General features: G+C 35.0%; 22 protein-coding genes and 1 other RNA gene. 18 read left to right on the top strand and 5 right to left on the bottom strand.

All coding sequences use genetic code 11. The annotated features are described in order from the left end of the window. Both BM183_RS07245 and BM183_RS07240 read right to left on the bottom strand, forming a co-directional pair. On the bottom strand, positions 1-214 hold a 214-nt coding region (locus BM183_RS07245; protein ID WP_170847922.1), incomplete at its 3' end, for a transposase zinc-binding domain-containing protein. A 202-nt stretch (positions 215-416) separates the two neighbouring features. Beyond that, positions 417-614, bottom strand: a complete 198-nt coding sequence (locus tag BM183_RS07240; RefSeq protein ID WP_091685666.1) for a hypothetical protein — start codon at positions 612-614, stop codon at positions 417-419. A gap of 410 nt (positions 615-1,024) precedes the next feature. Here BM183_RS07240 and BM183_RS07235 point away from each other — a divergent pair, with 410 nt between their 5' ends. From BM183_RS07235 to BM183_RS07170, 14 genes are all read left to right on the top strand, one after another. Beyond that, the gene (locus BM183_RS07235; RefSeq protein ID WP_091685664.1) at positions 1,025-1,600 is read left to right on the top strand and encodes an Ig-like domain-containing protein; all 576 of its coding nucleotides are present in this window, start codon (positions 1,025-1,027) and stop codon (positions 1,598-1,600) included. A gap of 386 nt (positions 1,601-1,986) precedes the next feature. Next, positions 1,987-3,276, top strand: coding sequence for an MATE family efflux transporter (locus BM183_RS07230; RefSeq protein ID WP_091685663.1), 1,290 nt, complete (start codon positions 1,987-1,989; stop codon positions 3,274-3,276). Positions 3,277-3,525: 249 nt separating this feature from the next. Next, positions 3,526-5,223, top strand: coding sequence for a vWA domain-containing protein (locus tag BM183_RS07225; protein WP_242960910.1), 1,698 nt, complete (start codon positions 3,526-3,528; stop codon positions 5,221-5,223). A 401-nt stretch (positions 5,224-5,624) separates the two neighbouring features. Beyond that, the gene (licT, locus tag BM183_RS07220) at positions 5,625-6,461 is read left to right on the top strand and encodes a BglG family transcription antiterminator LicT (RefSeq protein ID WP_091685661.1); all 837 of its coding nucleotides are present in this window, start codon (positions 5,625-5,627) and stop codon (positions 6,459-6,461) included. Between the two features lie 54 nt (positions 6,462-6,515). After that, positions 6,516-7,010: a PTS sugar transporter subunit IIA gene (locus BM183_RS07215; protein WP_091685659.1), complete on the top strand. Its 495-nt coding sequence runs from the start codon at positions 6,516-6,518 to the stop codon at positions 7,008-7,010. Between the two features lie 158 nt (positions 7,011-7,168). Continuing rightward, positions 7,169-8,623 carry an N-acetylglucosamine-specific PTS transporter subunit IIBC gene (nagE, locus tag BM183_RS07210; RefSeq protein WP_170847921.1) on the top strand — a complete coding sequence of 485 codons (1,455 nt, stop codon included), beginning with the start codon at positions 7,169-7,171 and terminating at the stop codon, positions 8,621-8,623. A gap of 300 nt (positions 8,624-8,923) precedes the next feature. After that, the gene (locus BM183_RS07205) at positions 8,924-9,148 is read left to right on the top strand and encodes a FeoA family protein (protein ID WP_091685657.1); all 225 of its coding nucleotides are present in this window, start codon (positions 8,924-8,926) and stop codon (positions 9,146-9,148) included. Then, positions 9,149-11,206: a ferrous iron transport protein B gene (gene feoB, locus BM183_RS07200; protein WP_091685655.1), complete on the top strand. Its 2,058-nt coding sequence runs from the start codon at positions 9,149-9,151 to the stop codon at positions 11,204-11,206. It begins immediately after the preceding gene. Positions 11,207-11,240: 34 nt separating this feature from the next. Then, the gene (locus tag BM183_RS07195; protein ID WP_242960908.1) at positions 11,241-11,375 is read left to right on the top strand and encodes a FeoB-associated Cys-rich membrane protein; all 135 of its coding nucleotides are present in this window, start codon (positions 11,241-11,243) and stop codon (positions 11,373-11,375) included. A gap of 367 nt (positions 11,376-11,742) precedes the next feature. Continuing rightward, a complete protein-coding gene (locus BM183_RS07190; protein WP_091685683.1) occupies positions 11,743-12,753 on the top strand; it encodes a deoxyguanosinetriphosphate triphosphohydrolase in 1,011 nt (336 codons plus the stop codon). A gap of 54 nt (positions 12,754-12,807) precedes the next feature. After that, positions 12,808-14,574: a DNA primase gene (dnaG, locus tag BM183_RS07185; protein ID WP_091685654.1), complete on the top strand. Its 1,767-nt coding sequence runs from the start codon at positions 12,808-12,810 to the stop codon at positions 14,572-14,574. 55 nt (positions 14,575-14,629) lie between these two features. Further along, entirely contained in the window at positions 14,630-15,724 is a 1,095-nt protein-coding gene (gene rpoD, locus BM183_RS07180; protein WP_091685652.1) for an RNA polymerase sigma factor RpoD, read from the top strand. A 114-nt stretch (positions 15,725-15,838) separates the two neighbouring features. After that, positions 15,839-16,645 carry a class I SAM-dependent methyltransferase gene (locus tag BM183_RS07175; RefSeq protein WP_091685650.1) on the top strand — a complete coding sequence of 269 codons (807 nt, stop codon included), beginning with the start codon at positions 15,839-15,841 and terminating at the stop codon, positions 16,643-16,645. 10 nt (positions 16,646-16,655) lie between these two features. Then, positions 16,656-18,320 (top strand): nucleoside kinase, encoded by a 1,665-nt coding sequence (locus BM183_RS07170; RefSeq protein WP_091685648.1) that lies wholly within the window; start codon positions 16,656-16,658, stop codon positions 18,318-18,320. Between the two features lie 166 nt (positions 18,321-18,486). On the opposite strand, the gene BM183_RS07165 is transcribed toward BM183_RS07170, so the two are convergent. From BM183_RS07165 to BM183_RS07155, 3 genes are all read right to left on the bottom strand, one after another. Beyond that, on the bottom strand, positions 18,487-18,921 hold the full coding sequence (locus BM183_RS07165) for a hypothetical protein (protein WP_139221494.1): 435 nt from the start codon (positions 18,919-18,921) through the stop codon (positions 18,487-18,489). A 222-nt stretch (positions 18,922-19,143) separates the two neighbouring features. Beyond that, the gene (locus BM183_RS07160; protein WP_170847920.1) at positions 19,144-19,575 is read right to left on the bottom strand and encodes a hypothetical protein; all 432 of its coding nucleotides are present in this window, start codon (positions 19,573-19,575) and stop codon (positions 19,144-19,146) included. A 222-nt stretch (positions 19,576-19,797) separates the two neighbouring features. After that, on the bottom strand, positions 19,798-20,046 hold the full coding sequence (locus BM183_RS07155; RefSeq protein ID WP_091685643.1) for a hypothetical protein: 249 nt from the start codon (positions 20,044-20,046) through the stop codon (positions 19,798-19,800). Positions 20,047-20,186: 140 nt separating this feature from the next. Between BM183_RS07155 and rnpB the strand changes: the two genes are divergently transcribed. The 4 genes from rnpB (at position 20,187) to BM183_RS07135 (ending at position 24,359) form a co-directional block, all read left to right on the top strand. Next, an RNA gene (rnpB, locus tag BM183_RS07150) (RNase P RNA component class A) lies at positions 20,187-20,565 on the top strand. 222 nt (positions 20,566-20,787) lie between these two features. Beyond that, a complete protein-coding gene (locus BM183_RS07145; protein WP_091685641.1) occupies positions 20,788-21,504 on the top strand; it encodes a DUF5780 domain-containing protein in 717 nt (238 codons plus the stop codon). Positions 21,505-21,957: 453 nt separating this feature from the next. Then, the gene (locus BM183_RS07140; RefSeq protein WP_170847919.1) at positions 21,958-23,214 is read left to right on the top strand and encodes an ABC transporter substrate-binding protein; all 1,257 of its coding nucleotides are present in this window, start codon (positions 21,958-21,960) and stop codon (positions 23,212-23,214) included. Between the two features lie 269 nt (positions 23,215-23,483). Next, on the top strand, positions 23,484-24,359 hold the full coding sequence (locus tag BM183_RS07135) for a branched-chain amino acid ABC transporter permease (RefSeq protein ID WP_091685637.1): 876 nt from the start codon (positions 23,484-23,486) through the stop codon (positions 24,357-24,359). Positions 24,360-24,368 lie beyond the last annotated feature (9 nt).

The raw sequence follows: 24,368 nt of genomic DNA, 5'->3' as shown, positions 1-24,368 counted from the left end.
ACATGTTACCGCAGGAAGGGCAGAAACGGCTTTTGCAAGTATAAGGAACAAACCTAAGTTTACCACACTCAGGGCAGCCCCAAAAAGCACCGCCGTGAGCAGAATCACCACAGTTAAGCATACGATTAATGTTATCAATGACTGTATCACGAGGGTGTAAAATATATAGCGTTTCTTCATAATGGTCTCTCAAAATATCTTTTAATATACTCATAAGACTATTATGAAGCAAAGTAACAAAAAAGAAAACCCCTTCCCCTCATGAATGAGGGGTCAGGGGAGTTGAGAGTGTCGAAGACACTTTGTTCTGTATTGTGACTAAACACCGGATATTCTTCGGGTAAAGGTACGAGATTGATTCTTTGGCAAAGTTTAAGTAGATTAAAACCCCGGTCGTTTGGCCGGTGTGTGATACACTATTTTATAATCCCATTATTAATTAAGTCCTCTTTGTTAAAATGCAATTGATTAAACTCTTCGAATTTTCCATTATGTTCAAACTTTTCTACAAACTGATATTGTATTCCATTGCCTGTATAAATCTCACCGCTTGTTAATTCATCAGGTACATTTTCAATTCCTGTGCAATAAAAACAACTGATAAGAAAACTCACACAATTGCCCCATCTCTGCAGGGCACCTTTTAATATCTAACCACTGTACCGTTAATTAATTAAATAATTAACGGTACAGTGGGGAAGAAATTAGATTAAAAACCACATCTACGGCGGCGTCTACGACGTCTGCATAAGCGACAACCCATATAAATCACTCCTCTATATATTGGTTAGAAGTTTCTACAATAATATAATATGCAAATTATATTATATTGTGTCTATTTATATCGAAATTTGTAATTTGTGTTTAGCATTATAAATAATGTAAGATAGTGGTAGTGCTCAATGAAAAGGAATTTCGTTGGTTCGCCTATCATGAAATGCTATAATAGAGATTGAAGTAATGTAATATTATAGTATAATATAAAATATAAGATTACAAAATTATTGTTAAGGGAGATGAACATATGAAAAAGTGTAAGCTTATAATTACTGTCATTATGATTATGTTAATTTCATTATTAACGGCAAATAATGTGCAAGCAGCAAAGCTAAATAGCGAAATTATTGCATTAATGCTTGGAGAAACTTATCAGCTGGAAGTTTTAGATAATAGAAAACCAGTAAAATGGTATAGTAGTGATAAAAAAGTAGTGGCAGTTAATTCTAAGGGGAAGGTTAGGGGAAAGGCAGTTGGAAAAGCCATAATAACCGCTAAGATAGGTAAGAAGAAAATTGAATGTGAAATTAATGTATCGAAACCGAAGAAGGCGATTATAATGGCGGATACATCTACAGAGCAATCCGAAAAACAGGACTATGTCACATTAAGTTCATATGAAAAGCTGAGAAAAGATATGAGTTATGAAGACGCAGTAAAAACTATAGGTACTGAAGGAATACTAGTAACTCAAGATCAGGATAAGGATGGAAAAATAACATCTGCGGTATATACATGGTACGGGGAAGACGGAGTATCAAATGCCAGCGTTGTATTTAAAGATGGCAAGCTAGTTGAAAAAGAGCAGGTTTTATTAGATTGATTTAGTTTTTTATAAAGACACTCTGAAATAGTGGGTGTCTTTTTATGCGACAGGTAGTGGAGTATTCGGATACTATTAAGGTATTAATTTAAAATCAAAAATGAATAGAACATCAAAAATGACTAAAAAGCATAATAGATATAGATTTAATTAGAAATTTATAGTACAATACTCTAATATGAGATATCAAATTAAATTAGAATGCTTAACTCTATGCTGCCGGGTATAGAGAAATGAAAGCACTCGAACTTCATACCGATAGGCCGTAGAAGGTATGAAATAACGAGGGCTTATTTTTTTGCAAAGAATTTCCCTGTTACATTTTTTGGCACCTAGAATAGAGTGTTTTCGGGTAAACCTAGGGTTAAGCTGATTTTGGAGGAATTATGGAGAATACTAACATTAAACAGACATTTTTTAAATACGTTACCCATAATGTACTTGGGATGATTGGATTATCTTGTTACATACTTGCAGATACCTTTTTTATTGCGAGGGGCGTTGGTGCAAACGGATTAACTGCACTTAATCTTGCCATTCCCATTTACAGTTTTATACATGGTACAGGATTAATGATAGGAATGGGTGGAGCGACGCGATTTGCTATATCAAAATCAAAGACCGTATTTACACAGGCCTTTTACTATGTTCTTATAATGGCCAGTATATTCGTATCAATTGGAATCCTATTATCCGGAGGCCTTGCTAATTTACTTGGTGCAAATGCAGATACCTATCAAATGGCAACTACTTATTTACAAGTTATTTTGTGCTTTTCACCTATGTTTATGCTAAATAACCTGGTCATCTGCTTCGTAAGAAATGACGATAATCCGAAACTTGCTATGAATGCAATGTTAATTGGAAGTTTCTCAAATATCATTCTTGATTATGTTTTTGTGTTTCCGTTAAAAATGGGAATGTTCGGTGCAGCTTTAGCTACTGGAATAGCTCCCATTATTAGCTTGCTTATTTTATCTATGCACTTTATTAAGAAAAGAAACTCATTTCAGTTATATAGATTAAGACCACAGCCAAGAACATATTTAGATATTTCTTTAATAGGAGTATCCTCATTAGTTACTGAGCTTTCTTCTGGAATTGTAATTATTGTATTTAATAGTATCATTCTTAGAATCAAAGGTAATTTAGGAGTAGCGGCATATGGAATCATTGCTAATATAGCTCTAGTGGTCATATCAATATTTATAGGTATCGCTCAGGGAGTACAACCAATACTTAGTAAAAACTATGGAGAACAAAACAAACAGAATGTAAAAAAGGTTCTAAACTATGGTATCGTAACAGTAGTCACATTTGCATTGATTATCTATGGATTCTTCTTTTTGTTCTCGGAGCCCATAGTTGGTGTTTTTAATAAAGAACATGACAGAGAATTAGCCAGAATAGCTGTCCAGGGACTTCGTATTTATTTTACATCCTTCCTATTTGCAGGAATTAATATTTTATGCTGTACTTATTTTAGTTCTATTGATAAATTAAGAAATGCATTTATTATTTCAATCCTTAGAGGATTTATCTTTATTATCCCTTTGGCGATGATATTATCGTCAATGTATGGAATGATAGGTGTTTGGCTTACAATGACATTAACAGAGTTTCTTGTTTTAATATTGACAGTAGTCCTATTAAAAAATATTAACCGAAGGAATTAGTAGTATGAAACTAGTTGGATAAACAGAGGTTGTCATGTGAAGCTGTTCGGTATATAAAATGGAGCTGAGGGGAATCAAACCCCTGTCCAGTTGTTAATTTCAAGTTAAAGTCAAGTGATATTATATATTAAAACTCTTGATATATGCTCATTCATACATGGATACATAAATATTCCTGAAATGGAACTCTTTTCTAATCCATATCGTCTAATCATTACAAATATAAAGAAATGGATAGGAGGAGTTTTTATGAAAAAAGGAATGAAATTAGGAATTAGTTTATTATTAGTGATTGTTCTGTTTATTTCAAACTTAACAGGGTGCAGCAGTAAGGTTCGTTCAGACAAAGAAAACTCAGGTCAGGCTCCCCAGGATATTAACAGTGGTCAGCTTAATCAGAAGACGGAAACGAAGCAGGATAATAACACAGCAGAAGATTCATATCCTTCGGAATCCGCTAATATTTATGACTATGCATCTGAAGAACTAACGAATGGATATTTTCAATCTGAAGCAAAAGTAGAATACGAATATGAATTTAATACAGAAGAGTACAATACAATTGTTGAGAATAATTTTAAATCCGTTAAAAACCATCCCTTATCTACCTTCTCAGTAGACGTTGATACTGCGTCATACAGTAATGTTCGAAGAATGCTGTATAATAACGAGAAAGTTGTACCGGATGCAGTAAGAATAGAAGAAATGATTAATTATTTTCAATATGATTATCCCAAGCCACGGGGAGGGGAACCATTTTCCGTAACCACAGAATTATCTGATTGTCCATGGAATAAGGATGCAAAATTACTGCTTATTGGTCTTCAGGCACAAGATATTGATATGGATGAACGACCAAACACAAACCTTGTATTTTTATTGGATGTATCCGGTTCAATGGATGAAGAGGATAAACTGCCCCTTATGCAAAAAGCATTTGTCCTTTTAACGGAGAATCTGACGGAAAAAGATAGAGTATCCATTGTTACCTACGCAGGATATGAAAGCGTGGTGTTAGAAGGTGCAAGAGGTAATGAAACGGGTAAAATCGTGAATGCAATTGAAAGCCTAAGTGCAGGGGGAAGCACTGCAGGTGCCTCGGGTATTACAAGAGCCTATCAATTAGCGGAAGAATATTTTATAAAGGGCGGAAATAATCGTGTTATTTTAGCTACAGATGGAGATCTAAATGTGGGAATAACAAGTGAAGGAGAATTAACCAGATTAATTAAAGAGAAAAAAGAAAGCGGTGTGTTCTTATCTGTTCTTGGATTTGGAACAGGCAATCTAAAAGATAATAAAATGGAAGCATTAGCAGACAATGGTAATGGAAATTATGCATATATTGATTCTTTATTAGAAGCAAAGAAGGTTCTGGTAGAAGAAATGGGCGGCACATTATTTACGGTAGCAAAGGATGTGAAGCTTCAGGTTGAATTTAATCCTGCAAGAGTTGGCAGTTACCGGTTGATCGGATACGAAAACCGCTCCCTGAATACCGAAGACTTTAATGACGATACAAAGGATGCTGGTGAGATTGGAGCAGGTCACCGTGTTACTGCACTTTATGAACTAATCGGAACAGATTCCAGGCAGCCGGTTTCTGCTACGGATCTAAAATATCAATCTGGAAACAATGATACGTCTAACAGAGAACTTAGTAATGAATTATTAACCATAAATATACGCTATAAAGAACCGGATGGGAATAAGAGCAGATTAATTTCCGTACCGATAACAGATAAAGTATATACTAAGGTAATGCCAAAGAACCTGACATTTGCCAGTTCTGTGGCAGCATTTGGGATGATCCTTCGAGACAGTGAGTTTAAGGGAAATGCTTCTTTGGATATGGTACTGGAACTATTAAAGGAATATAATTATTCCAATGACGAATATAAGGATGAATTCATATCATTAGTAAAGATGATGAAACGATATTCTTAGATTATAATAAAATATAATAGCAAAAAGATATAATCATAAAGAGATACATTAACTACCAGTTAGACATAATTACATCCTGGTACATTAAGAACCTATCATTAATGAATAATAATTAATATAAAATTTAAAAAAAGGTTGCTTTTTTATATAATTGTGTTAGAATAAAGGTAGTGAATATAGAATATAACTTGGATTGTTACTGGAATACAGGCAAGACCAAATTTTACGAGGCAATAGCAGAATGACTTTGTCTTGTGAAATTTGGTCTTTTTTATGCTAAAGTGATGGAATAATCTCACAATTCATGATTAGAATATAGTTAAGGGGGCCTGCTCATGAGTAAGTAGCAAAGCAGATTGTAAATGTTCGCTTTACTATTACATTAAATTTTGGGGTGTGCTATGAATATAGAAAGAATAATTAATAACAATGTAGTTAGTGCAAGGGATCTGGAGGGAAGAGAAGTAGTAATTATGGGAAAAGGTATCGGCTTTAAAAGAAAGCCGGGAAATATTGTACCTGAAGATCTGATTGAAAAGATATTTTATATGGATAGTCAACGTGCCGTTGATAAATTTAAAGAGCTTCTAATAACGATACCGTTGGAACATATTCAAGTGACTAATGAAATAGTTGAATATGCAAAAAGAGTTCTTAATAAAAAATTAAATCAAAATATTTATATCACCTTGACGGATCATATTAATTTTGCAATAGAACGCTTTAACCAGGGAATGATGTTTCAGAATCCTTTGCTGTGGGAAGTTAAAAATTTTTATAGGCAGGAATATTTGATTGGAGAATATGCAGTAGCCTTAATTCGAAAAGAATTAAAAGTCAATCTTCCCGTTGATGAGGTTGCTTCCATTGCCCTTCATATTGTTAATGCTGAATATGATACGGTAATGAGTGAAGCAATTAGTATTACCCGGATAATACCGGAACTTGTTCAAATTGTAAAAGATTATTTTGATATTAAGTTAGATGAAGAATCCCTCCATTATGAACGTTTTATTACTCATTTAAAATTTTTAGCACAAAGAATGGTAAAGAGAGAATTATTAGATAATAAGGAAGAAGATTTTAGAGAAATGATAGCAAAATTATATCCTAAGGAATATCTATGCAGCCAAAAAGTAGCCGGCTATATGGGAGAACGACTGGGACAAAAGGTTACTGAAGAAGAACTTACTTATCTGACTGTTCATATTAGAAGAGTGATAATGGCAGATAATTAGTAAAAGCATAAGCACAATAAAATCTCATAACAACAAGAAAGGATATGCTTAGATATGTTTGGTAAATTAAAAGAGACATTAGGCATAAAAGACAAGAAAAATACAATATTAGCGCCTATAGAAGGATATGCATGCCCTCTTAGAGAAGTCAATGACCCCACTTTTAGTCAAGAAATTTTAGGGAAAGGAATTGCTATAAAGCCTTCAAAAGGAAGGGTAGTATCGCCGGCAGACGGAACTGTGGCATTAGTATTTGAAACGAAGCATGCGGTAAGTATCATCGGAGGTTACGGCGAAGAAATATTAATACACATTGGATTAGATACCGTTAATCTAAAAGGAAAATATTTTACATCCCATGTAAAAGCGGGGGATAAGGTAAAAGCCGGAGATTTGCTGGTAGAGTTCGATATGGAACAAATCAAAGAAGCCGGATACGATATCATTACTCCAATTATCATATGTAATTCAGGGGAATATAAGGAAATAAGTGCAATAGCTAGTAAAGAGGTTAAAGAACTGGATGATATTATAAATATTAAGAAGTAATATTTATATTTCATTATAAATAAAAAAGAGCCTGATAGAAAGGGGGGATAGCTTTACATATCAGCCTAGAAATATATTTATATTAAAAGCTTTATAATGTAACAATTACGTGTGGCTGTAATAAGGCAGCAGCGTAAAAAGAAAGGGGATTATTTTTTATGATGAAACATCTTCAAAGGTTAGGTAAATCATTGATGTTACCTGTTGCTTGTTTACCGGCAGCAAGCTTACTTATGGGTATCGGGTATTGGCTGGATCCTGCGATCATGCAAGGAGGGGATCCCGGTTCGTTACATGCCATTGCCAGCTTCTTAGTAAAAGCCGGCGGTGCCTTAATTGATAATATGGCAATTCTATTTGCCATTGGTGTTGGTGTGGGAATGTCTGATGATAATGACGGTACGGCAGGTTTAGCAGGACTTGTTTCCTGGCTGATGATGATAACACTGTTAGCTCCGGGAACCGTTGCAGCATTAAAAGGTATTGATGTTGGCCTTGTTGATCCAGCTTTTGGAAAAATTCAAAACGCATTTATTGGTATCTTAGCAGGTATTATTGGAGCTGGTTGCTATAATAAATTTAAATATACAAAATTACCAGATGCCCTTTCCTTCTTTAGCGGAAAGAGAAGTGTTGCAATTGTAACTGCAATAGCATCTTTATTATCTTCACTTATTTTATTTTTCATCTGGCCGATTATCTATGGAGGACTAGTTGGATTTGGTAAGATGATTATGGACAGTGGTGCAATCGGTGCCGGAATCTATGCTACATTTAACAGATTACTTATTCCTTTTGGTCTGCACCATGCATTGAATTCTGTATTCTGGTTTGATATAGCAGGTATTAATGATATCGGTAAATATCTTGGTACTATAGAAGGCGGAATTCGTGGTGTGACAGGTATGTATCAAACCGGTTTCTTCCCGGTAATGATGTTTGGCTTACCGGCTGGTGCTCTAGCAATGTATCATACTGCAAAAGACAAAAACAAAAAAATTGCCGCAGGTGTACTATTAGGCGGCGCACTATCTGCCTTCTTTACAGGTGTAACGGAACCTCTTGAATTTGCATTTATGTTCTTAGCTCCAGGTCTTTATGTGGTTCATGCACTGTTTACAGGTATTTCTGTTGCAATATCAGTTATTTTGCCTACACGTTGCGGATTCGCTTTTTCAGCAGGATTTGTAGATTGGATATTAAGTTTTAGAAATCCTATGGCTGTTAACCCTTGGATGATTATTCCTGTGGGTATTGTAGTGGGAGTTGTTTATTACTTTGTATTCCGTTTTGTAATTACCAAATTCAATTTAAAAACTCCTGGTCGTGAAGACGATATAGAAACAGAGACAAAAGTGACTTTATCAAATGATAATTTTACTGAGGTTGCAGCTATTGTTTTAGAGGGTGTTGGCGGTAAAGAAAATGTTACAAATCTTGATAATTGTGTTACAAGATTACGCTTTGAAATTAAAGACTATACTAAAGTGAATGAGAAGAAGATTAAGTCGGCGGGAGTAGCTGGTGTTATTAGACCAAGTAAAACGTCTGTTCAAGTAATTATCGGTACTAAGGTAGAATTTGTAGCAAATGAAATAAAGAAAATGCTATAATAGCTTACTATTTCAAATATATACAGGGGATGCTATAAAAATAATGAAATTCTTTTGCGTCCCCGGTAAAGGAAAAAAATATTGGTAAGGATAGCTCAATAGATGGGCGGGATTGAAAGGTGTAAACATTCTTTCAACCCGCCTTTTTGTGTGAAAAGAAATGTTAATTAGGACATCATTTATGGACATTAAAAAAATTTTAAAACATTTTTCTTCCCTAATTGACATTTTATTTATCACGATGTATAATAAAGTAAATGAGAATTATTATCATTTAATCTTGCGGGAAGGTGAACAAATATGACCCTTAGTGAAGGCCGGATTGGTCAGTTTTATTTTGTTAAAGAACTTAAGTTAGAGCATACTACAAAGCAAAGATTAGAGGCATTAGGACTAATTGACGGAACGAAAGTAGAGTTGCTTAATCAAAATTATAATGGTGCAATTGTATTTAAGGTACGAGGTACCCGTTTAGCAATTGGTAAAAAAATTGCAGATGCAATTTTTGTGGAGGAGGTTGCTTAAATGAGAGAAGAACTTCATGTAGGATTTGTAGGCAATCCAAACTGCGGTAAAACTACACTTTTTAATGCATATACAGGAGCTAAGCTTAAAGTAGCTAATTGGCCGGGAGTAACGGTTGAGAAAAAAGAAGGTGCCATGAGGTATCACAATGAACGATTTAAATTAGTGGATTTACCCGGTATCTATAGTTTGACTTCCTATACGTTAGAAGAAAAATTAACAAGACAATATATATTAGAGGATGATGTGGACGTTATTATTGATGTTGCTGATGCCTCCAGTTTAGAGAGAAATCTCTATTTAACTTTGCAATTAATTGAATTAGGGAAACCTGTAATTTTAGCTTTGAATATGATGGATATTGTAGAAGAAAGAGGAATGGAGATAGATCTTCACAGACTTCCGGAGATGCTTGGAATCCCGGTTATTCCGGTATCAGCCAGAAAGAAAACCGGATTGGATATTTTAATGCATGCGGTATCCCATCACAAAGATAAGCTTAATGACAATAATTTAGAACATCATCATATTGGCAATCAGGAAAAAGACAGTGAACATGTTCATGAGCATCACAAGGAATATGCTGTTGTTTATAGTGATGATATCGAAGATAAAATTGATTCCATTTCAGAAATTTTATTATATAATTATCCCGGTATAAAGAATGTAAGATGGCATGCTATTAAATTGCTGGAACAGGATGAAGAGATTATGGAGCGCTATCCTGTAAATTTATCCGGAATTGTAGATCGTAATTATGAAACTGATATTATTAATCAAAAATATGATTTTATTGAAGAAATCATTGAAGAAGTTCTGGTAAATAAAAGCAAGAAAGAAGCTTCTACAGATAAAGTAGACCGTATTCTTACTCATAGATTCTGGGGTATGCCTATCTTTTTTGCAGTAATTGGTTTGGTATTCTTCCTGACCTTTTCCATAGGTAATATATTTGCTGGTTATTTTGAAGGAATTATTTCTTCCTTTTCAGAGCTGGTATTGAACTTTTTGATATCTATTCATGCCGGTGATATTTTAACCTCCTTGGTTGTGGATGGTATTATTGCAGGTGTTGGTGGAATACTAACTTTCCTTCCAAACATTGCAATTCTATTCCTTGCCCTTGCAATTTTGGAAGACAGCGGTTATATGGCAAGAGTAGCCTATGTAATGAATGGTATTATGGGTAAAATCGGATTATCCGGAAGAGCTTTCATACCTATGTTACTGGGATTCGGATGTACCGTTCCTGCGGTTATGGCTTCCAGAACCCTTGAAAATATTAAAGACAGACGTAAAACTATATTTGTAACTCCATTTATGTCCTGTAGTGCCAAAATACCCATTTATGTTTTATTTTCGGGTATGTTCTTTAAGAAAAATGCAGCATTGGTGGCTTTATCCATGTATGTCATCGGTTTGATAATAGGAATCTTAGCTGCATATATTATGAATAAGATTGATAAACAAGAAGAGGGGCAAATAAGTACGTTACTTATAGAATTGCCTGAATATAAGGCACCAAACGTAAGAACCATACTGATTTATGTGTGGGATAAAATTAAGGATTACCTGTCAAAAGCAGGTACAACTATATTCTTAGCTTCTGTTATTATATGGTTTATCTTAAATTTTGGTACAAAGGGCATGGTAACCGACATGTCACAAAGCTTTGGTGCCAGCATCGGACGTTTTCTGGTGCCGGTATTGGCTCCGGCAGGCTTAGGTCTGTGGCAGATCGGAGTAGCGCTGATCTCTGGTCTGGCCGCCAAAGAAGTAGTAGTAGCCAGCTTTGGAATTCTGTTTGGTATTGCAGATATTAATACCCCGGCAGGAATGACTCAATTAAGTGATATGCTGCAACCATTAGGTTTTGGAACCTTAAATGCATTCGCGCTTATGCTATTTTGTTTATTGTATACGCCATGTGCAGCAGCCGTAGGAGTTATTGCAAAAGAATTAAAGTCTGTGAAATTAACTTTATTTACAATCTTATTCCAATTAGTGATTGCATGGGCAGTAGCAACTATTGTTTACCAAATCGGTAGTCTTATTTAATTGATTTGTGCGGTTGATTGAAAGGAGTGGAATTATGCCATACGTAATTGGAGCAGCGATTGCAATCTATGTTATTTATATTATATATAAAAAGGTAAAAGATATAAAGGCAGGTAAATTCTGCAGCTGTGGCTGCAGTGACTGCCCATCAAAAGAAAAGTGCCATTAAGCTTTGATAGAGATTCATTCGGTATTTCCTATTGTTTAATACCGGGTGAATCTCATTTTGCAATATAGGATGTATAAAAAATATGTAAAAGTTGACTAAAAGCACCTTTGGTGACTCCATGAATACACTGCTAATAATAGCTTCCTTGTATATAAATTTGTCCAAAACTGATATTTATAAAAAATATTACGGAAAATTGAAAAATAAAAAAGGAAATCACCAACTTTGGTAGAATATTAATAATATAAGTAAGAATAGTCCGTAACATAGCACAAATACTAATACATAATTTGATCGTACATTAACTTCAAAAAGGGGAGTGATAGAAGTGAAAAAGGATTTTAATCAAGATAAATTAGTTAGCAGTGTGAATATTAGACAGAAACTGGAGCAGAGGGAACATGAAATTTTAAGTCCTTATGCATCCTTTAGTGATAGTTCAGAAGGCAGAGATATCTATGAAGATCCTTGCGACATTCGTCCCATATATCAAAGAGACCGGGACAGAATTCTACATTCAAAATCCTTCCGCAGATTAAAACATAAGACCCAGGTTTTTCTGGCTCCGGAAGGGGATCACTACCGTACCAGACTCACTCATACTCTGGAAGTAGCGCAAACAGCCAGAACCATTGCAAGGGCATTGCGTTTAAATGAAGATTTAACAGAAGCCATTGCTCTTGGACATGATCTGGGACATACCCCATTTGGACATGCGGGAGAAAGAGTGTTAAACCGCGTTTGTCCTGAGAAGTTCGAACATCATTTACAAAGTATTCGTATCGTGGAAATCTTAGAAAATCACGGGCGGGGATTAAATCTTACCAAAGAAGTACGGGATGGCATCTTAAACCATCAGACAAAGGGAAAACCAAAGACTTTGGAAGGAAAGATTGTACGGCTGTCTGATAAAATTGCTTATATTAATCATGATATTGATGATGCTATTCGGGGACATATCATACTGGAAGAGGATATTCCCAGAGAATTTACCGATATATTAGGACACAGCTCAAGAGAGCGTTTGAATACTATTATACATGACATTATCATCAACAGTGAAGGCACCGGTGATATAATTATGTCGGAAAAGATTGAACAGGCAATGTTTGAAATGCGTAAATATATGTTCAGAAGCGTATATACCAATCCGGTGGCAAAAGGTGAAGAAGCCAAAGCCGAATCCATGGTAGCATGGCTTTTTGAATATTATGTAAAGAATCTGGAATTAATGCCGGAGGAATTCTTAGAAATGATTGAAGAAAAAGGCGAAACAGTAACCAGAGTTGTTTGTGACTATATTGCAGGTATGACGGACCGGTTTGCAGTTGCGAAATTCAAGGAATTAAATATACCAAGATCATGGAGTATATATTAAAATTATGAAAGGATGTAACTTCATAATCAATTATAGATAGAATAGGAGATTACCATGTTTTACCCGGAAGATTTAGTGGAAGAAATAAGAATAAGGAACGATATAGTAGATGTGATAGGCTCCTATGTAAAATTACAAAAAAAAGGAAGTAACCATATGGGGCTTTGTCCCTTCCATAATGAAAAAACACCCTCCTTTAGTGTAAGCAGCTCTAAACAAATGTATCATTGTTTTGGCTGCGGAGTTGGAGGAAATGTTTTTACTTTTATTATGGAATATGAAAATTATACATTTGTGGAGGCGTTAAAGTCATTGGCTGGCCGAGTGGGAGTAAATCTCCCGGAAGCAGAATACAGTGAAGAAGCCAAACGGCAAGCCAGCTTAAAAACAAAATTATTGGAGATAAATAAAGAGGCTGCAAAGTACTACTATTACCAACTACAGCAAAAAAACGGACAAGCTGCCCTAAATTATCTTTTAAGCAGAAAACTTTCTGAGAATACAATAAAACAATTTGGACTTGGGTATTCTAATAAGACTGGAGATGATTTATATCAATACTTGAAACATTTGGGATATGATGATGGAATTTTAAAGGAATCCGGACTGATTACCATTGACAAGAGCAAGGTATATGATAAGTTTTGGAATCGTGTCATGTTCCCCATCATGGATGTGAATAACCGGGTTATCGGCTTTGGCGGGCGTGTTATGGGAGATGGACTTCCAAAATATTTAAATTCTCCGGAAACCAAATTATTTGATAAAAGCCGTAACCTGTACGGCCTGAATTTCGCCAGAATATCCAGAAAACCAAACATATTAATATGTGAAGGATATATGGATGTTATAGCACTACATCAGGCAGGATTTAAGAATGCTGTGGCCTCGCTTGGAACAGCATTTACCGGCTTGCAGGCTAATCTGTTAAAGAGATACACAAGTGAGGTTCTTATTACTTATGACAGTGATGAAGCAGGAACCAAAGCAGCTCTGAGAGCTATTCCAATTTTAAAAGAAGCAGGTCTATCCGTAAAAATAATTAATATGAAGCCATACAAAGATCCAGATGAGTTTATCAAAGCCTTAGGCCCGGAAGAATATCAAAAACGGATTGATAATGCACAGAATTCCTTTCTTTTTGAAGTGGAGGTGTTGGAGGGGGAATATGACCTTTCCGATCCGGAGCAAAAAACCAAATTCTTTAATGAGATTGCTAAAAAGATGCTTAATTTTACAGAAGAAATCGAAAGAAATATCTATATCGAAACGGTTGCAAAAAAATATAATATTGGATTTGATAATTTAAGGAAATTAGTAAACCGGTATGGAGCCCAAATAGTTGTGGGACAAACTGATATAAAGAGGGTGGCTGAGCCTGCTAAGAAGAAAAAACGGGAAGATGGAATGAAACAATCCCAAAAGATTCTTCTTACCTGGTTTATAGAGGATACCAGTTTATTTGATAAATTAAAGGGAATCATTGCACCGGAAGATTTTACGGAGGAACTGTATGAACAAGTTGCACAGATGTTATTTGCCCAATATCATACGGAACATAAAGTGACACCGGCAAAGATCATCAATCAGTTTGAAAGCAAAGAAGAGCAAAATGAAGTTGCTTCTTTATTCTCCACTGAGATACCGGAGGACCTGGGAGAGGTGGAAAGAAAGAAGGCTTTGGAAGAGACCGTATTACGAATAAAGAAGAACAGCCTTGATGTAAAAAGTAAGAAAGCGATTGAAAATAATGACATCATCGGCCTTCAAAATATCATAAGAGAGCAAGCAGACTTACAGAAATTGCATATTTCTTTCTAGGATGGTTAAAATACTAAGAAGATTGAGCAGAGGCAATTTAGGAGGATAGATAGTTATGGACGAAAATATGGTAAAATTTACGGATAAGTTAAAAGAGTTACTGGCATATGCAAGAAAAAAGAAAAATGTATTGGAATACCAGGAAATTAACGACTTTTTCATAGACTTTGAAATGGATAGTAACATAATCGAGAAAATCTATGAATATTTGGAAGCAAATAACGTAGATGTTCTTAGATTGGCCAACGATGAAGAGGATATTGTTTTAGAACCGGAAGATGAAGATATTGAAGAAATTGATTATTCATTACCAGAGGGTATCAGTATTGAAGATCCGGTAAGAATGTATCTAAAAGAAATCGGTAAAGTGCCTTTGCTTAGTATTGATGAGGAAATAGAACTGGCAAAAAGAATGTCAGCCGGAGACCAGGAAGCTAAGAAGAGACTGGCAGAAGCCAACCTTCGCTTGGTAGTCAGTATAGCAAAACGTTATGTAGGGCGTGGTATGCAATTCTTAGATTTGATTCAAGAAGGAAATCTGGGATTAATAAAGGCTGTTGAAAAGTTTGATTACGAAAAAGGATTTAAGTTCAGCACCTATGCTACCTGGTGGATCAGACAAGCTATAACAAGAGCAATAGCAGACCAGGCAAGAACCATACGTATTCCGGTTCACATGGTGGAAACGATTAATAAGTTAATCCGTGTACAAAGACAGTTGGTGCAGGAATTAGGCAGGGAACCATTTCCGGAAGAGGTAGCCAAAGAAATGAATATGCCGGTGGAGCGTGTTCGTGAAATTCAGAAGATTTCTCAGGAACCGGTATCTTTAGAAACACCTATCGGAGAAGAAGAAGACAGCCATCTTGGAGATTTCATTCAAGATGATAATATTCCGGTACCGGCAGATGCAGCGGCATTTACTCTGCTGAAAGAGCAGTTGATTGATGTACTTGGAACACTTACCGATAGAGAACAAAAGGTTTTAAGATTACGTTTCGGCCTTGATGACGGACGTTCCCGTACTTTGGAGGAAGTAGGTAAAGAATTTAACGTAACAAGGGAAAGAATCCGTCAAATAGAAGCTAAGGCATTACGTAAATTAAGGCATCCCAGTCGCAGCCGTAAACTAAAGGATTATTTAGAATAAGATTCTTAAAAAATGAATAGCTGACAAAGTAATGAAACAACTATATAGAATAATTATTAAAAATAATTCCTTTAGAAATGGCAGAAATTTATATAAGTATTAAGGCAGGTAGTTATGCAATTATCAAAAAGATTACAAGCAGTTGCGGACTCTGTTACAAAAGGTAACAGGGTAGCAGATGTAGGGTGCGACCATGCCTACATATCCATATATTTGATTAGTCAAAACATAGCCCCAAGTGTTATTGCAATGGACGTGAATAAAGGACCATTGGAAAGGGGGCAGGAAAACATTAAACGCCTTGGATTAGGCGGACAGATTGAAACGAGACTATCGGATGGTCTCTATAAACTGAATCCCGGAGAAGCTGATACCATTCTTATAGCAGGAATGGGAGGAGCATTAACAGTTCGGATACTGGAGGAAGGCCTTGCTTCTGTAAAAAAGTGCAGGGAATTAGTCCTACAGCCTCAATCCGAATTAGCTTTTGTGCGTAAATTTTTAGAACAAATTGAATTTGAAATCGTCGCAGAACAAATGCTGATTGATGATGGAAAATATTACACCATAATAAAAGCAATTTCCATGTCAAATGATACCGTGGAAAATGAAAAAGAACCAGTACAATTAAAGGTTTCCAAAAGGGCGAATGAAACAGGGGAATGTGAAAAGGCCAAGTTACCAGAAGATACTGGTACTACTCATGATAACAACCGGGAACTTTTCCACCGGTATGGGAAGCTTCTGCTTCAAAAAAGGGACCCCATCACCAAGGAATTCTTATTAAGAGAGAAAATACAGTGCCTTCAGGTAATAAAAGCATTAAAACAAAATCCCACTGAAAATGCCATGGCAAGGTTAAAGGAAGTAGAAGAAGAATTAGGTTATATAGAAGCTGGTTTGGTGTATTATAAAGGATAAGGAGGAGTACATGGAAAATACAGTCAAGATAGAGATTAACGGTCACATAAAAGAATATCCTCAAGGAATTTCCTTGTTAGAAGTCAGCAAAGAGTTTCAAAAAGATTATAACGCTGACATTATACTTGCATCTGTAGGAAATAGGCTGCGGGAACTGTCAAAAACAGTGGAGCAAGACTGTACAGTAACTTTCCTGACTACGAAGGATGATGCAGGCCATAAAACCTATGTAAGAGGTATTACCTTAGTAATGCTAAAAGCACTCTATAATGTAGTGGGTGCAGATAAAATAAAACGTGCGGCAGTAGAGTATTCTCTTGGAAATGGATTATACTGCACCATCGAAATGATGGTTCCAATGACGGAAGAACTTTGCAGCAGGATAAAAGAGAGAATGGAAGCTATCGTACGGGAGGACTACCCCATTATAAAAAAATCCGTTGGAACCGACGAAGCCATTGAATTATTCAACCGGTACAGAATGTATGACAAAGAGAGGCTGTTTCAATATCGAAGGGTTTCCAAAACCAATATATATAATCTGGAAGGATTTGAAGACTATTATTACGGTTATATGCCACCCAGTACAGGAATGCTTAAATATTTTGATTTATTTCCCTATGATGAGGGTGCTATTCTGCTTCTTCCAAGAAAGCAGAATCCAAAAGAAATAGAGCCCTTTAAACCGTTGGATAAACTGTTCCATACACTGAAGGAATCCAACCAATGGGCAAAAACTATGGAAGTGGATACGGTAGGTGCGCTAAATGACATTATAGTAGAAGGCAATATTCATGAGTTGATACTGACTCAGGAAGCGCTGCAGGAAATGAAGATTGGAGAAATCGCCCAGCAGATAAAAGAGGCAGGAGATAAGAAGTTCGTTATGATTGCGGGACCATCTTCTTCCGGTAAGACTACATTTTCCCATAGGTTATCTATTCAGTTAAAGACCCATGGATTAACCCCCCATCCAATAGCCGTGGATGATTACTTTGTGGAACGGGATAATACCCCTTTAGACGAAGAAGGAAATCCTAACTTTGAATCCTTGTATGCCATTGATCTGGAACGGTTTAATAAAGATATGACTAATTTATTGGAAGGAAAAACAGTAGAACTGCCAAGTTTTAATTTTAAGACCGGTCATAGGGAATATAAAGGCAATTATAAGACATTAGGACCCAATGATATACTTGTTATTGAAGGAATTCATGGATTAAATGATAAATTATCCTACAGCCTTCCAAGAGAAAGTAAATTTAAGATTTATATCAGTGCACTAACTTCCCTTAACATTGATGAACATAACAGAATACCTACCACAGATTTAAGATTAATTCGAAGAATGGTTCGTGATGCCCGCACAAGAGGGGCTTCCGGACAAAGGACCATTAGCATGTGGCCATCAGTAAGACGTGGTGAAGAAGAAAATATCTTTCCTTTCCAGGAAGATGTAGATGTAATGTTCAATTCTGCACTTATCTATGAATTAGCAATATTGAAGCAATATGCGGAACCAATTTTATTTGGAATTGATAGGAATAGTGAAGAATTTATGGAAGCAAAGAGACTGTTAAAATTTCTGGATTATTTCTTAGGAGTAAGCAGCGAGGCCGTGCCTCAGAATTCCATACTGAAAGAATTCGTAGGAGGAAGCTGCTTTAAGGTTTGAAATGATTAGTCTATAATACATGCTGAAGTTCAACGAACTGTATGGATAGGGAACCCCATGCAGTTCGGAACAGTATGAATAATGGTAGCAAAGTAACGAAGTTGACATAACATTGAACTTTCCTATAATCTAACTATAAAGTGACATCTTTACCTGACTTTTATTCCTATACAACTTCTTTGTTAAAGATATTTTTAAGTTCACTAATTAATATCATAAGCCATATGTTCAATATAAGGGAAGCGATACCTAAAGCAGCAATCCACACCTCTGATGGTATAGTAAGTACTATAATCTGAGCTACTGTAACCAAGATATAAGATATTATATAATTTCCCGTACTTTTTACATACTTTTCAGCAACATCCTGTTTATGAAATACTTCTAAAAGTTCAATTGATCCAACTAATATATAATATTTTAATATAAGCTGCATTGTGGTAATTCCTGTTGACCATATGAGAGTGAACAAAGTCCCGTTTTTAAATATATTCGGCTCGAATAGAGATATAAAACCTACCACTAAGGTAAACAAAACAATCCATGTTCCACAATTAACAGCACTTATCAAAGACTTAGAGGTATATACCTCTTTTAACATTTTGATTCCGCTGTATACAATGAACCATTCTATAAATTGCGGAAGTATAGGGATACCGAAAAAATTAAAATTAAAGGATGTAAAGAATATACCCCAGAAGATTAATCTATATCCTTTAAATAAACTATAATTCTGCTCCATGTTAACACCGTACCTTTCCTAAATCATTTATTATATCTAAAACTCCCGTAACATTGGCATCACATTAAAAGCTAAATAAAATTATCGATTAAACTTTACATATTTTATAATGTCAAGGAAATTTGGATTATTATAGTTATCATTACTTACACGAAACAAAGGTTCATAATAGGTATTGCCCTGACTGTTTTCATAATAAAGTCTAGGGTATATTCCAAATCGGATAAAGGATAAATCCTTAATAATTTGGGGATTCAGGGCATTGGAAATATATATAGTATCACCTTTTTTGTATTCTTTGTCATTAACGGTGGCATATTCCAGATTATTTATTTCAAGATTCATATAATTTTTTAACTCATCAAGAAAGGTAATTGTTTTTATTCTTATGTCATTAAGTAATTTAAAAGATATATCCGATTTACCGGAGGAAGAACTGGAACCACTACATTCCATCAGGTAATTTCCTGAAGATAGTCCATCTTTATATAAAATCAGCTTACCAATATTCACTTCCAGTTGACCTCCACCACTAAAAAGAATAATTGCTTCTGACAATTCCAACTGATCGGATACGGAATCAATAGGAATATTTATATTAAGATATACGGTGCGCAGGCTATAGGAGCCAATTTCAGTACCTAATGTGTTATTATCTGAAGTAGAGTAAAACATGCCTGGAGAGAAAATAGCCGGTTGATATTCCGAGGCATTAACATAAAGATCTGGTGCTTCTTAAAAAGTAATGCCTATAACTTGTTTGTCATCTGTAATATTGGTTACATATTGAAGCTTAATTGGACCGTCAAGTCCAACTGAATAAAATAAATTATTTTCATTTTGCAGATACATCTTGTGTTCATAGTAATGATGTAGAAACACAGGCTCCTTAATTCTTAAAAACAGGATAGTGCAAATATTAAGTAAAAGGGTAACGCCTATTAGAATTAACCCTGTCTTCATAATCTTTTTATTTTTATCCATTTTATAGCCTCCAAATTTAATAAAAAAAATATTACTGATAAACCATACCATTGAGTTAATTATACATGAATTAGGATAAAGTTTCCATGTAAAAATTCTTCTATTTACATAACATATGAATTATGTTAAAATAACAAAGCTGAGTAGCACAGATGATCGCGCCTATAAGTACCGAAAGGTCATAGGTGAGGAAAGTCCGAGCTTCATAGGGCAGGGTGCCGGATAACGTCCGGTGGAGGTGACTCCAAGGCTAGTGCAATAGAAATATACCGCCAGATTCATCTGCTTGCAGATGTTTTGGTAAGGGTGGAAAGGTGGTGTAAGAGACCACCGCTTGTTTGGTAACAAACAAGGCTCTGTAAACCCCACTCGAAGTAAGACCGAATTAAAAGCGATACGGTTGCCCGCCGTGCTTTGGGTAGGTCGCGATTTGTCTTTGACAAATGAGCTATATGGTAACATGTAGCAAAGATAGATGATCATCGAATACAGAACTCGGCTTATAGTGCTGCTCACTTAAATATTATATAAATCTTAACCTGACGCGTACAATACAATAAAGTATTGGTATGCGTTTTTTATTTGTAATTTTATAATTATAGCCAAATCTACGGGTGGGATAAAACAAATAATAACAAATTTAAAAGGTAATTTGTAAGTTTAATTAGATTTACATTCACATAAATAGCTGGTACAATATGGTTATTATACAATTTGAGAAAATTTTTTGGAGGAAAGTGTATGAAAAGAAAATTAATATTATTGATGTTAGTTTTAACAAGCTGCATATTGGCAGGGTGCTCTAAGGATAGCAAAACAGAGGAAGATTACAAACGGCTCATGGGGGAATTTGATACATTGAAAACGGAATTTGATAATTTAAAATCAAAAAACGATGAGCTAATAAAAGAAAATAATGAATTAAAGTCTAAAATGGATTCTTTCGCATTAGATACAGAATCAGATGACACAAAACAAGGAAAAAATACAAAAGTATCTAATAAGAATATGACCGGTAAAGAATTAGAGGCGGCTTTATTAGAACAACCGATGTATGTTATATCATCTGAGTATGTAGTACAAGATGAAGAGTATAAGGCATTATATCCGGATATGTTAAATGCAGTTATTAAAAACAATTCTGGTGAAGATGTAAAAAATGCAACTGTGGCATTTGTAGCATGGGATAAAAATAATTTCCCTGTTAAAATAGTAGGTCATATTGACTTTACAGATGGAAGTTATGTTAAGGAATGTAACTTTGGTGATGTTAATATGATAGATGGCAGCACATATGGTGAGGATAAGGGAATGGCTATTAGTTATGCGGATTGTGGTAATATTGAAACTATTAAGGCTATTGTGGTAGATTATAAAAACTTTGATGAAAAAACATGGGAAAATCCATATTATGAAACCTGGGTAGGCCTATACGAAAACAAAAAGTTAGAAGAATAGCCATTAAAGCCGTGATATAAATTAAATAAATTAGATTTATACTGAAAAGTATTATTAAAAGTACTTTAAGTTGAAATTTACTATGTCAATGAATGGTAAATAAAACTTAGAGTACTTTTATTATGCAATTTATTTGGATTGATTTCTGAAAATATAACATAAATGAGAATCATATTAATTGGTAAAATCCAGATTTCTATGGTATGAAAACGATTTCACAAAAAATATTGCCAAAAACATTGGAATTGTTTAAAAAATAACAATTATTTTGTTGACAAATGTAGATTGTGATAATATAATGAACATGAATTTAATGAAACACATACACTAAATTATACGAAATATACAAAAACAATGTAATGATACATATGAAAACGATTTCACAAATAATTGTATAGGTTTCATTATCTACAAACTTTATTAAATATGGGACGAGTTAAAAGGAGGATTTACATGAAGAAGTTATGGAAAACTCTGTTGGTTTTAGGTGTGGCATTTTCATTAGTTGCCTGTTCTGGTAACAAAACAGAAACTTCTGAAAAGAAAGAAACAGAAACAGAGACAACAGAAAAAACAGAAACACCAGAAACACCAGAAACACCAGAAGCACCTGATACAAATGGTACAGCTTCCAGCGGAGACACAATTAAAATCGGTGCGCTGCAAGATATTACAGGTAAAACAGCTACCCTTGGTAAAATGATTCAAGCAGGTGCTCAGTATGCAATTGATGAAATAAATGCAGCTGGCGGTGTTAATGGTAAGAAACTTGAATTAATAACACGTGATACTACTGGTGATGTAACAGAAGCTATCAATGCTTTTACACTTCTTGCAACACAAGATGGAGTTAGTGCAATTATTGGACCTCCAGTAGCAAATATTGGACTTGCAATTGCACCTCTTTCAGAACAGTATAATGTACCAATCCTAGGGTTTGCTATTGATACTGCAGTTTTACAGAATAAAGATGGTGTTACATACAAGAACATGTTCTTATTCCAACCATCTGATGATCAACAAGGTGCCATCATGGCAAAATATGCTATTAATGAATTAAATTCTAAGAAGATTGGAGCAATTTACAGAAGTGATAATGCTTATTCTTTAGGTTTAGTAGACGGCTTTAAGAGTTACCTTTCAGAATCCGGTTCTGATGCAAAAATTGTACAAGAAGTTCAATTTACAGCTACTGATACGGATTTTAGTACAATGTTAATGAAGCTTATGAATGCAGGTGCAGATGTTATTTACGCTCCTAACTATACACAGGAATTAATCACTATCGCTCAGCAGGCACGTGCAGTTGGATATACAGGCCCTATTATCATGGGACTGGATGCAGCTCCTCCATTTGCTTCACTTGCAGGTGCAGCTTCAAATAATGTGATTTATATCAATAATATTACAGAATCTGAGCCTAAAGTCGCAGAAATAATGGAAAAATATAAAGCTGAAACGGGTGCTGATGCAACTAATAAATTCTTCTTAGGTTATGATGTTGTTAACATTCTTGCAGATACCATTACAGAAGTTGGTGAAGATTCCGTTGCTATTAGAGATGCGGTTGAAAAGCTAACAGGATATGAAGGATTAACAGGAATTATTTCTATAAATCCAGAGAATCATCAGCCACAAGGTCTTGAAATGTATATTCATGAAATCAAAGATGGACAATCTGTAATGATCAAACAATATTCAGCAGAATAATTGACTAATCTAGAAGACATAAAGATATGACAATGAAGAGAGTTGTTACAAATTGACTTTGTTATAAAATATACCATCATTTTGCCATGACAGTGTAACATATAAAGTCACACTAAGCCTGAAAGGCGAAGAATCTCACTGCATAATTGTGAGGTTCTTCCGGTGGCTTAGAAAGACAACAGTATTCTGAATGACATGGGATTCTTCGCTGCACTCAGAATGTAAAACAACAAGGCTTAACTTTGTAACAAACCTTATAGGAGGGAAACATGGCTATTCAGTTATTACTGAACGGTTTGGCTGTTGGATCAGTTTATGCCCTGATAGCTACCGGCTTTGCTTTAATTTTTAGTATTTTAAAATTCTCAAATTTCTCACATGGTGCTTTAATGACTCTCAGTGCATTTGTAGGCTATTTTGTATCCGCAGGTACAGGCTGGTCATTAATTCCTGTCCTGATAGTTTCCATGTTAGTAGGCGGTTTAATTGGTTTATTTGGTGAATTCGTTGCATTTAGAAGAATTACAAAAAGAAACTCAGCAACATTTTATTATTTTGTATCTTCTATTACGTTAGGTACTTTTTATGAATCTATTGTAACTATTATTGTGGGAGCAGGATACTTTGTATATCCTATGTTCTTTAGCAAACCAGCTATCTGGATTGGAAATTTTGTAATTCAGACCAGTAGTGTAGTAATGCTTGGCATTTCTGCAATTGTGCTTATTATATTAGTATTTGTACTTCAGAAAACAAAAATGGGACGTGCTTTACGTGCCGTATCATATGATAGAGATACTGCATATTTAATGGGTATTGATGTATTTAAGACTATAAGCATTGCTTTCTTTATATCAGGTGCATTAGGTGCTTTAGCAGGTGTATTCTTAGGAATTTATAATTATACACTTACAGCGCAGCTTGGAAACCTTGTAGTTAAAGGGTTTATTGCTTCTGTTATCGGAGGTCTTGGAAGTATATCCGGTGCGGTTTTTGGTGCAGTATTATTAGGGTTGTTAGAAACTATTTTAATTTTCTTTATAGGTTCCGGTTATGCACCGGTTGCAACATTTCTTATCATGATTTTATTCTTGTTTATCAGACCACAAGGAATCGCAGGAAAATCAGTTCAAGAAAAAGCATAAGGAGGCAAC

Origin of the sequence: Anaerocolumna aminovalerica (assembly GCF_900115365.1) — a bacterium.
Taxonomy (GTDB): Bacteria; Bacillota; Clostridia; order Lachnospirales; family Lachnospiraceae; genus Anaerocolumna; species Anaerocolumna aminovalerica.
This window is presented reverse-complemented; position numbering and strand designations above follow the sequence as displayed.

Bases quoted from the DNA above. Each gene is read 5' to 3' on its own strand.
- BM183_RS07230 (WP_091685663.1), top strand. From the start codon at position 1,987: ATGGAGAATACTAACATTAAACAGACATTTTTTAAATACGTTACCCAT.
- BM183_RS07170 (WP_091685648.1), top strand. From the start codon at position 16,656: ATGGAAAATACAGTCAAGATAGAGATTAACGGTCACATAAAAGAATAT.
- BM183_RS07145 (WP_091685641.1), top strand. From the start codon at position 20,788: ATGAAAAGAAAATTAATATTATTGATGTTAGTTTTAACAAGCTGCATA.
- BM183_RS07165 (WP_139221494.1), bottom strand. From the start codon at position 18,921: ATGTTAAAAGAGGTATATACCTCTAAGTCTTTGATAAGTGCTGTTAAT.
- BM183_RS07215 (WP_091685659.1), top strand. From the start codon at position 6,516: ATGTTTGGTAAATTAAAAGAGACATTAGGCATAAAAGACAAGAAAAAT.
- BM183_RS07175 (WP_091685650.1), top strand. From the start codon at position 15,839: ATGCAATTATCAAAAAGATTACAAGCAGTTGCGGACTCTGTTACAAAA.
- BM183_RS07195 (WP_242960908.1), top strand. From the start codon at position 11,241: ATGCCATACGTAATTGGAGCAGCGATTGCAATCTATGTTATTTATATT.
- dnaG (WP_091685654.1), top strand. From the start codon at position 12,808: ATGTTTTACCCGGAAGATTTAGTGGAAGAAATAAGAATAAGGAACGAT.
- licT (WP_091685661.1), top strand. From the start codon at position 5,625: ATGAATATAGAAAGAATAATTAATAACAATGTAGTTAGTGCAAGGGAT.
- BM183_RS07155 (WP_091685643.1), bottom strand. From the start codon at position 20,046: ATGGATAAAAATAAAAAGATTATGAAGACAGGGTTAATTCTAATAGGC.
- feoB (WP_091685655.1), top strand. From the start codon at position 9,149: ATGAGAGAAGAACTTCATGTAGGATTTGTAGGCAATCCAAACTGCGGT.
- nagE (WP_170847921.1), top strand. From the start codon at position 7,169: ATGATGAAACATCTTCAAAGGTTAGGTAAATCATTGATGTTACCTGTT.
- BM183_RS07235 (WP_091685664.1), top strand. From the start codon at position 1,025: ATGAAAAAGTGTAAGCTTATAATTACTGTCATTATGATTATGTTAATT.
- rpoD (WP_091685652.1), top strand. From the start codon at position 14,630: ATGGACGAAAATATGGTAAAATTTACGGATAAGTTAAAAGAGTTACTG.
- BM183_RS07140 (WP_170847919.1), top strand. From the start codon at position 21,958: ATGAAGAAGTTATGGAAAACTCTGTTGGTTTTAGGTGTGGCATTTTCA.
- BM183_RS07225 (WP_242960910.1), top strand. From the start codon at position 3,526: ATGAAAAAAGGAATGAAATTAGGAATTAGTTTATTATTAGTGATTGTT.
- BM183_RS07205 (WP_091685657.1), top strand. From the start codon at position 8,924: ATGACCCTTAGTGAAGGCCGGATTGGTCAGTTTTATTTTGTTAAAGAA.
- BM183_RS07135 (WP_091685637.1), top strand. From the start codon at position 23,484: ATGGCTATTCAGTTATTACTGAACGGTTTGGCTGTTGGATCAGTTTAT.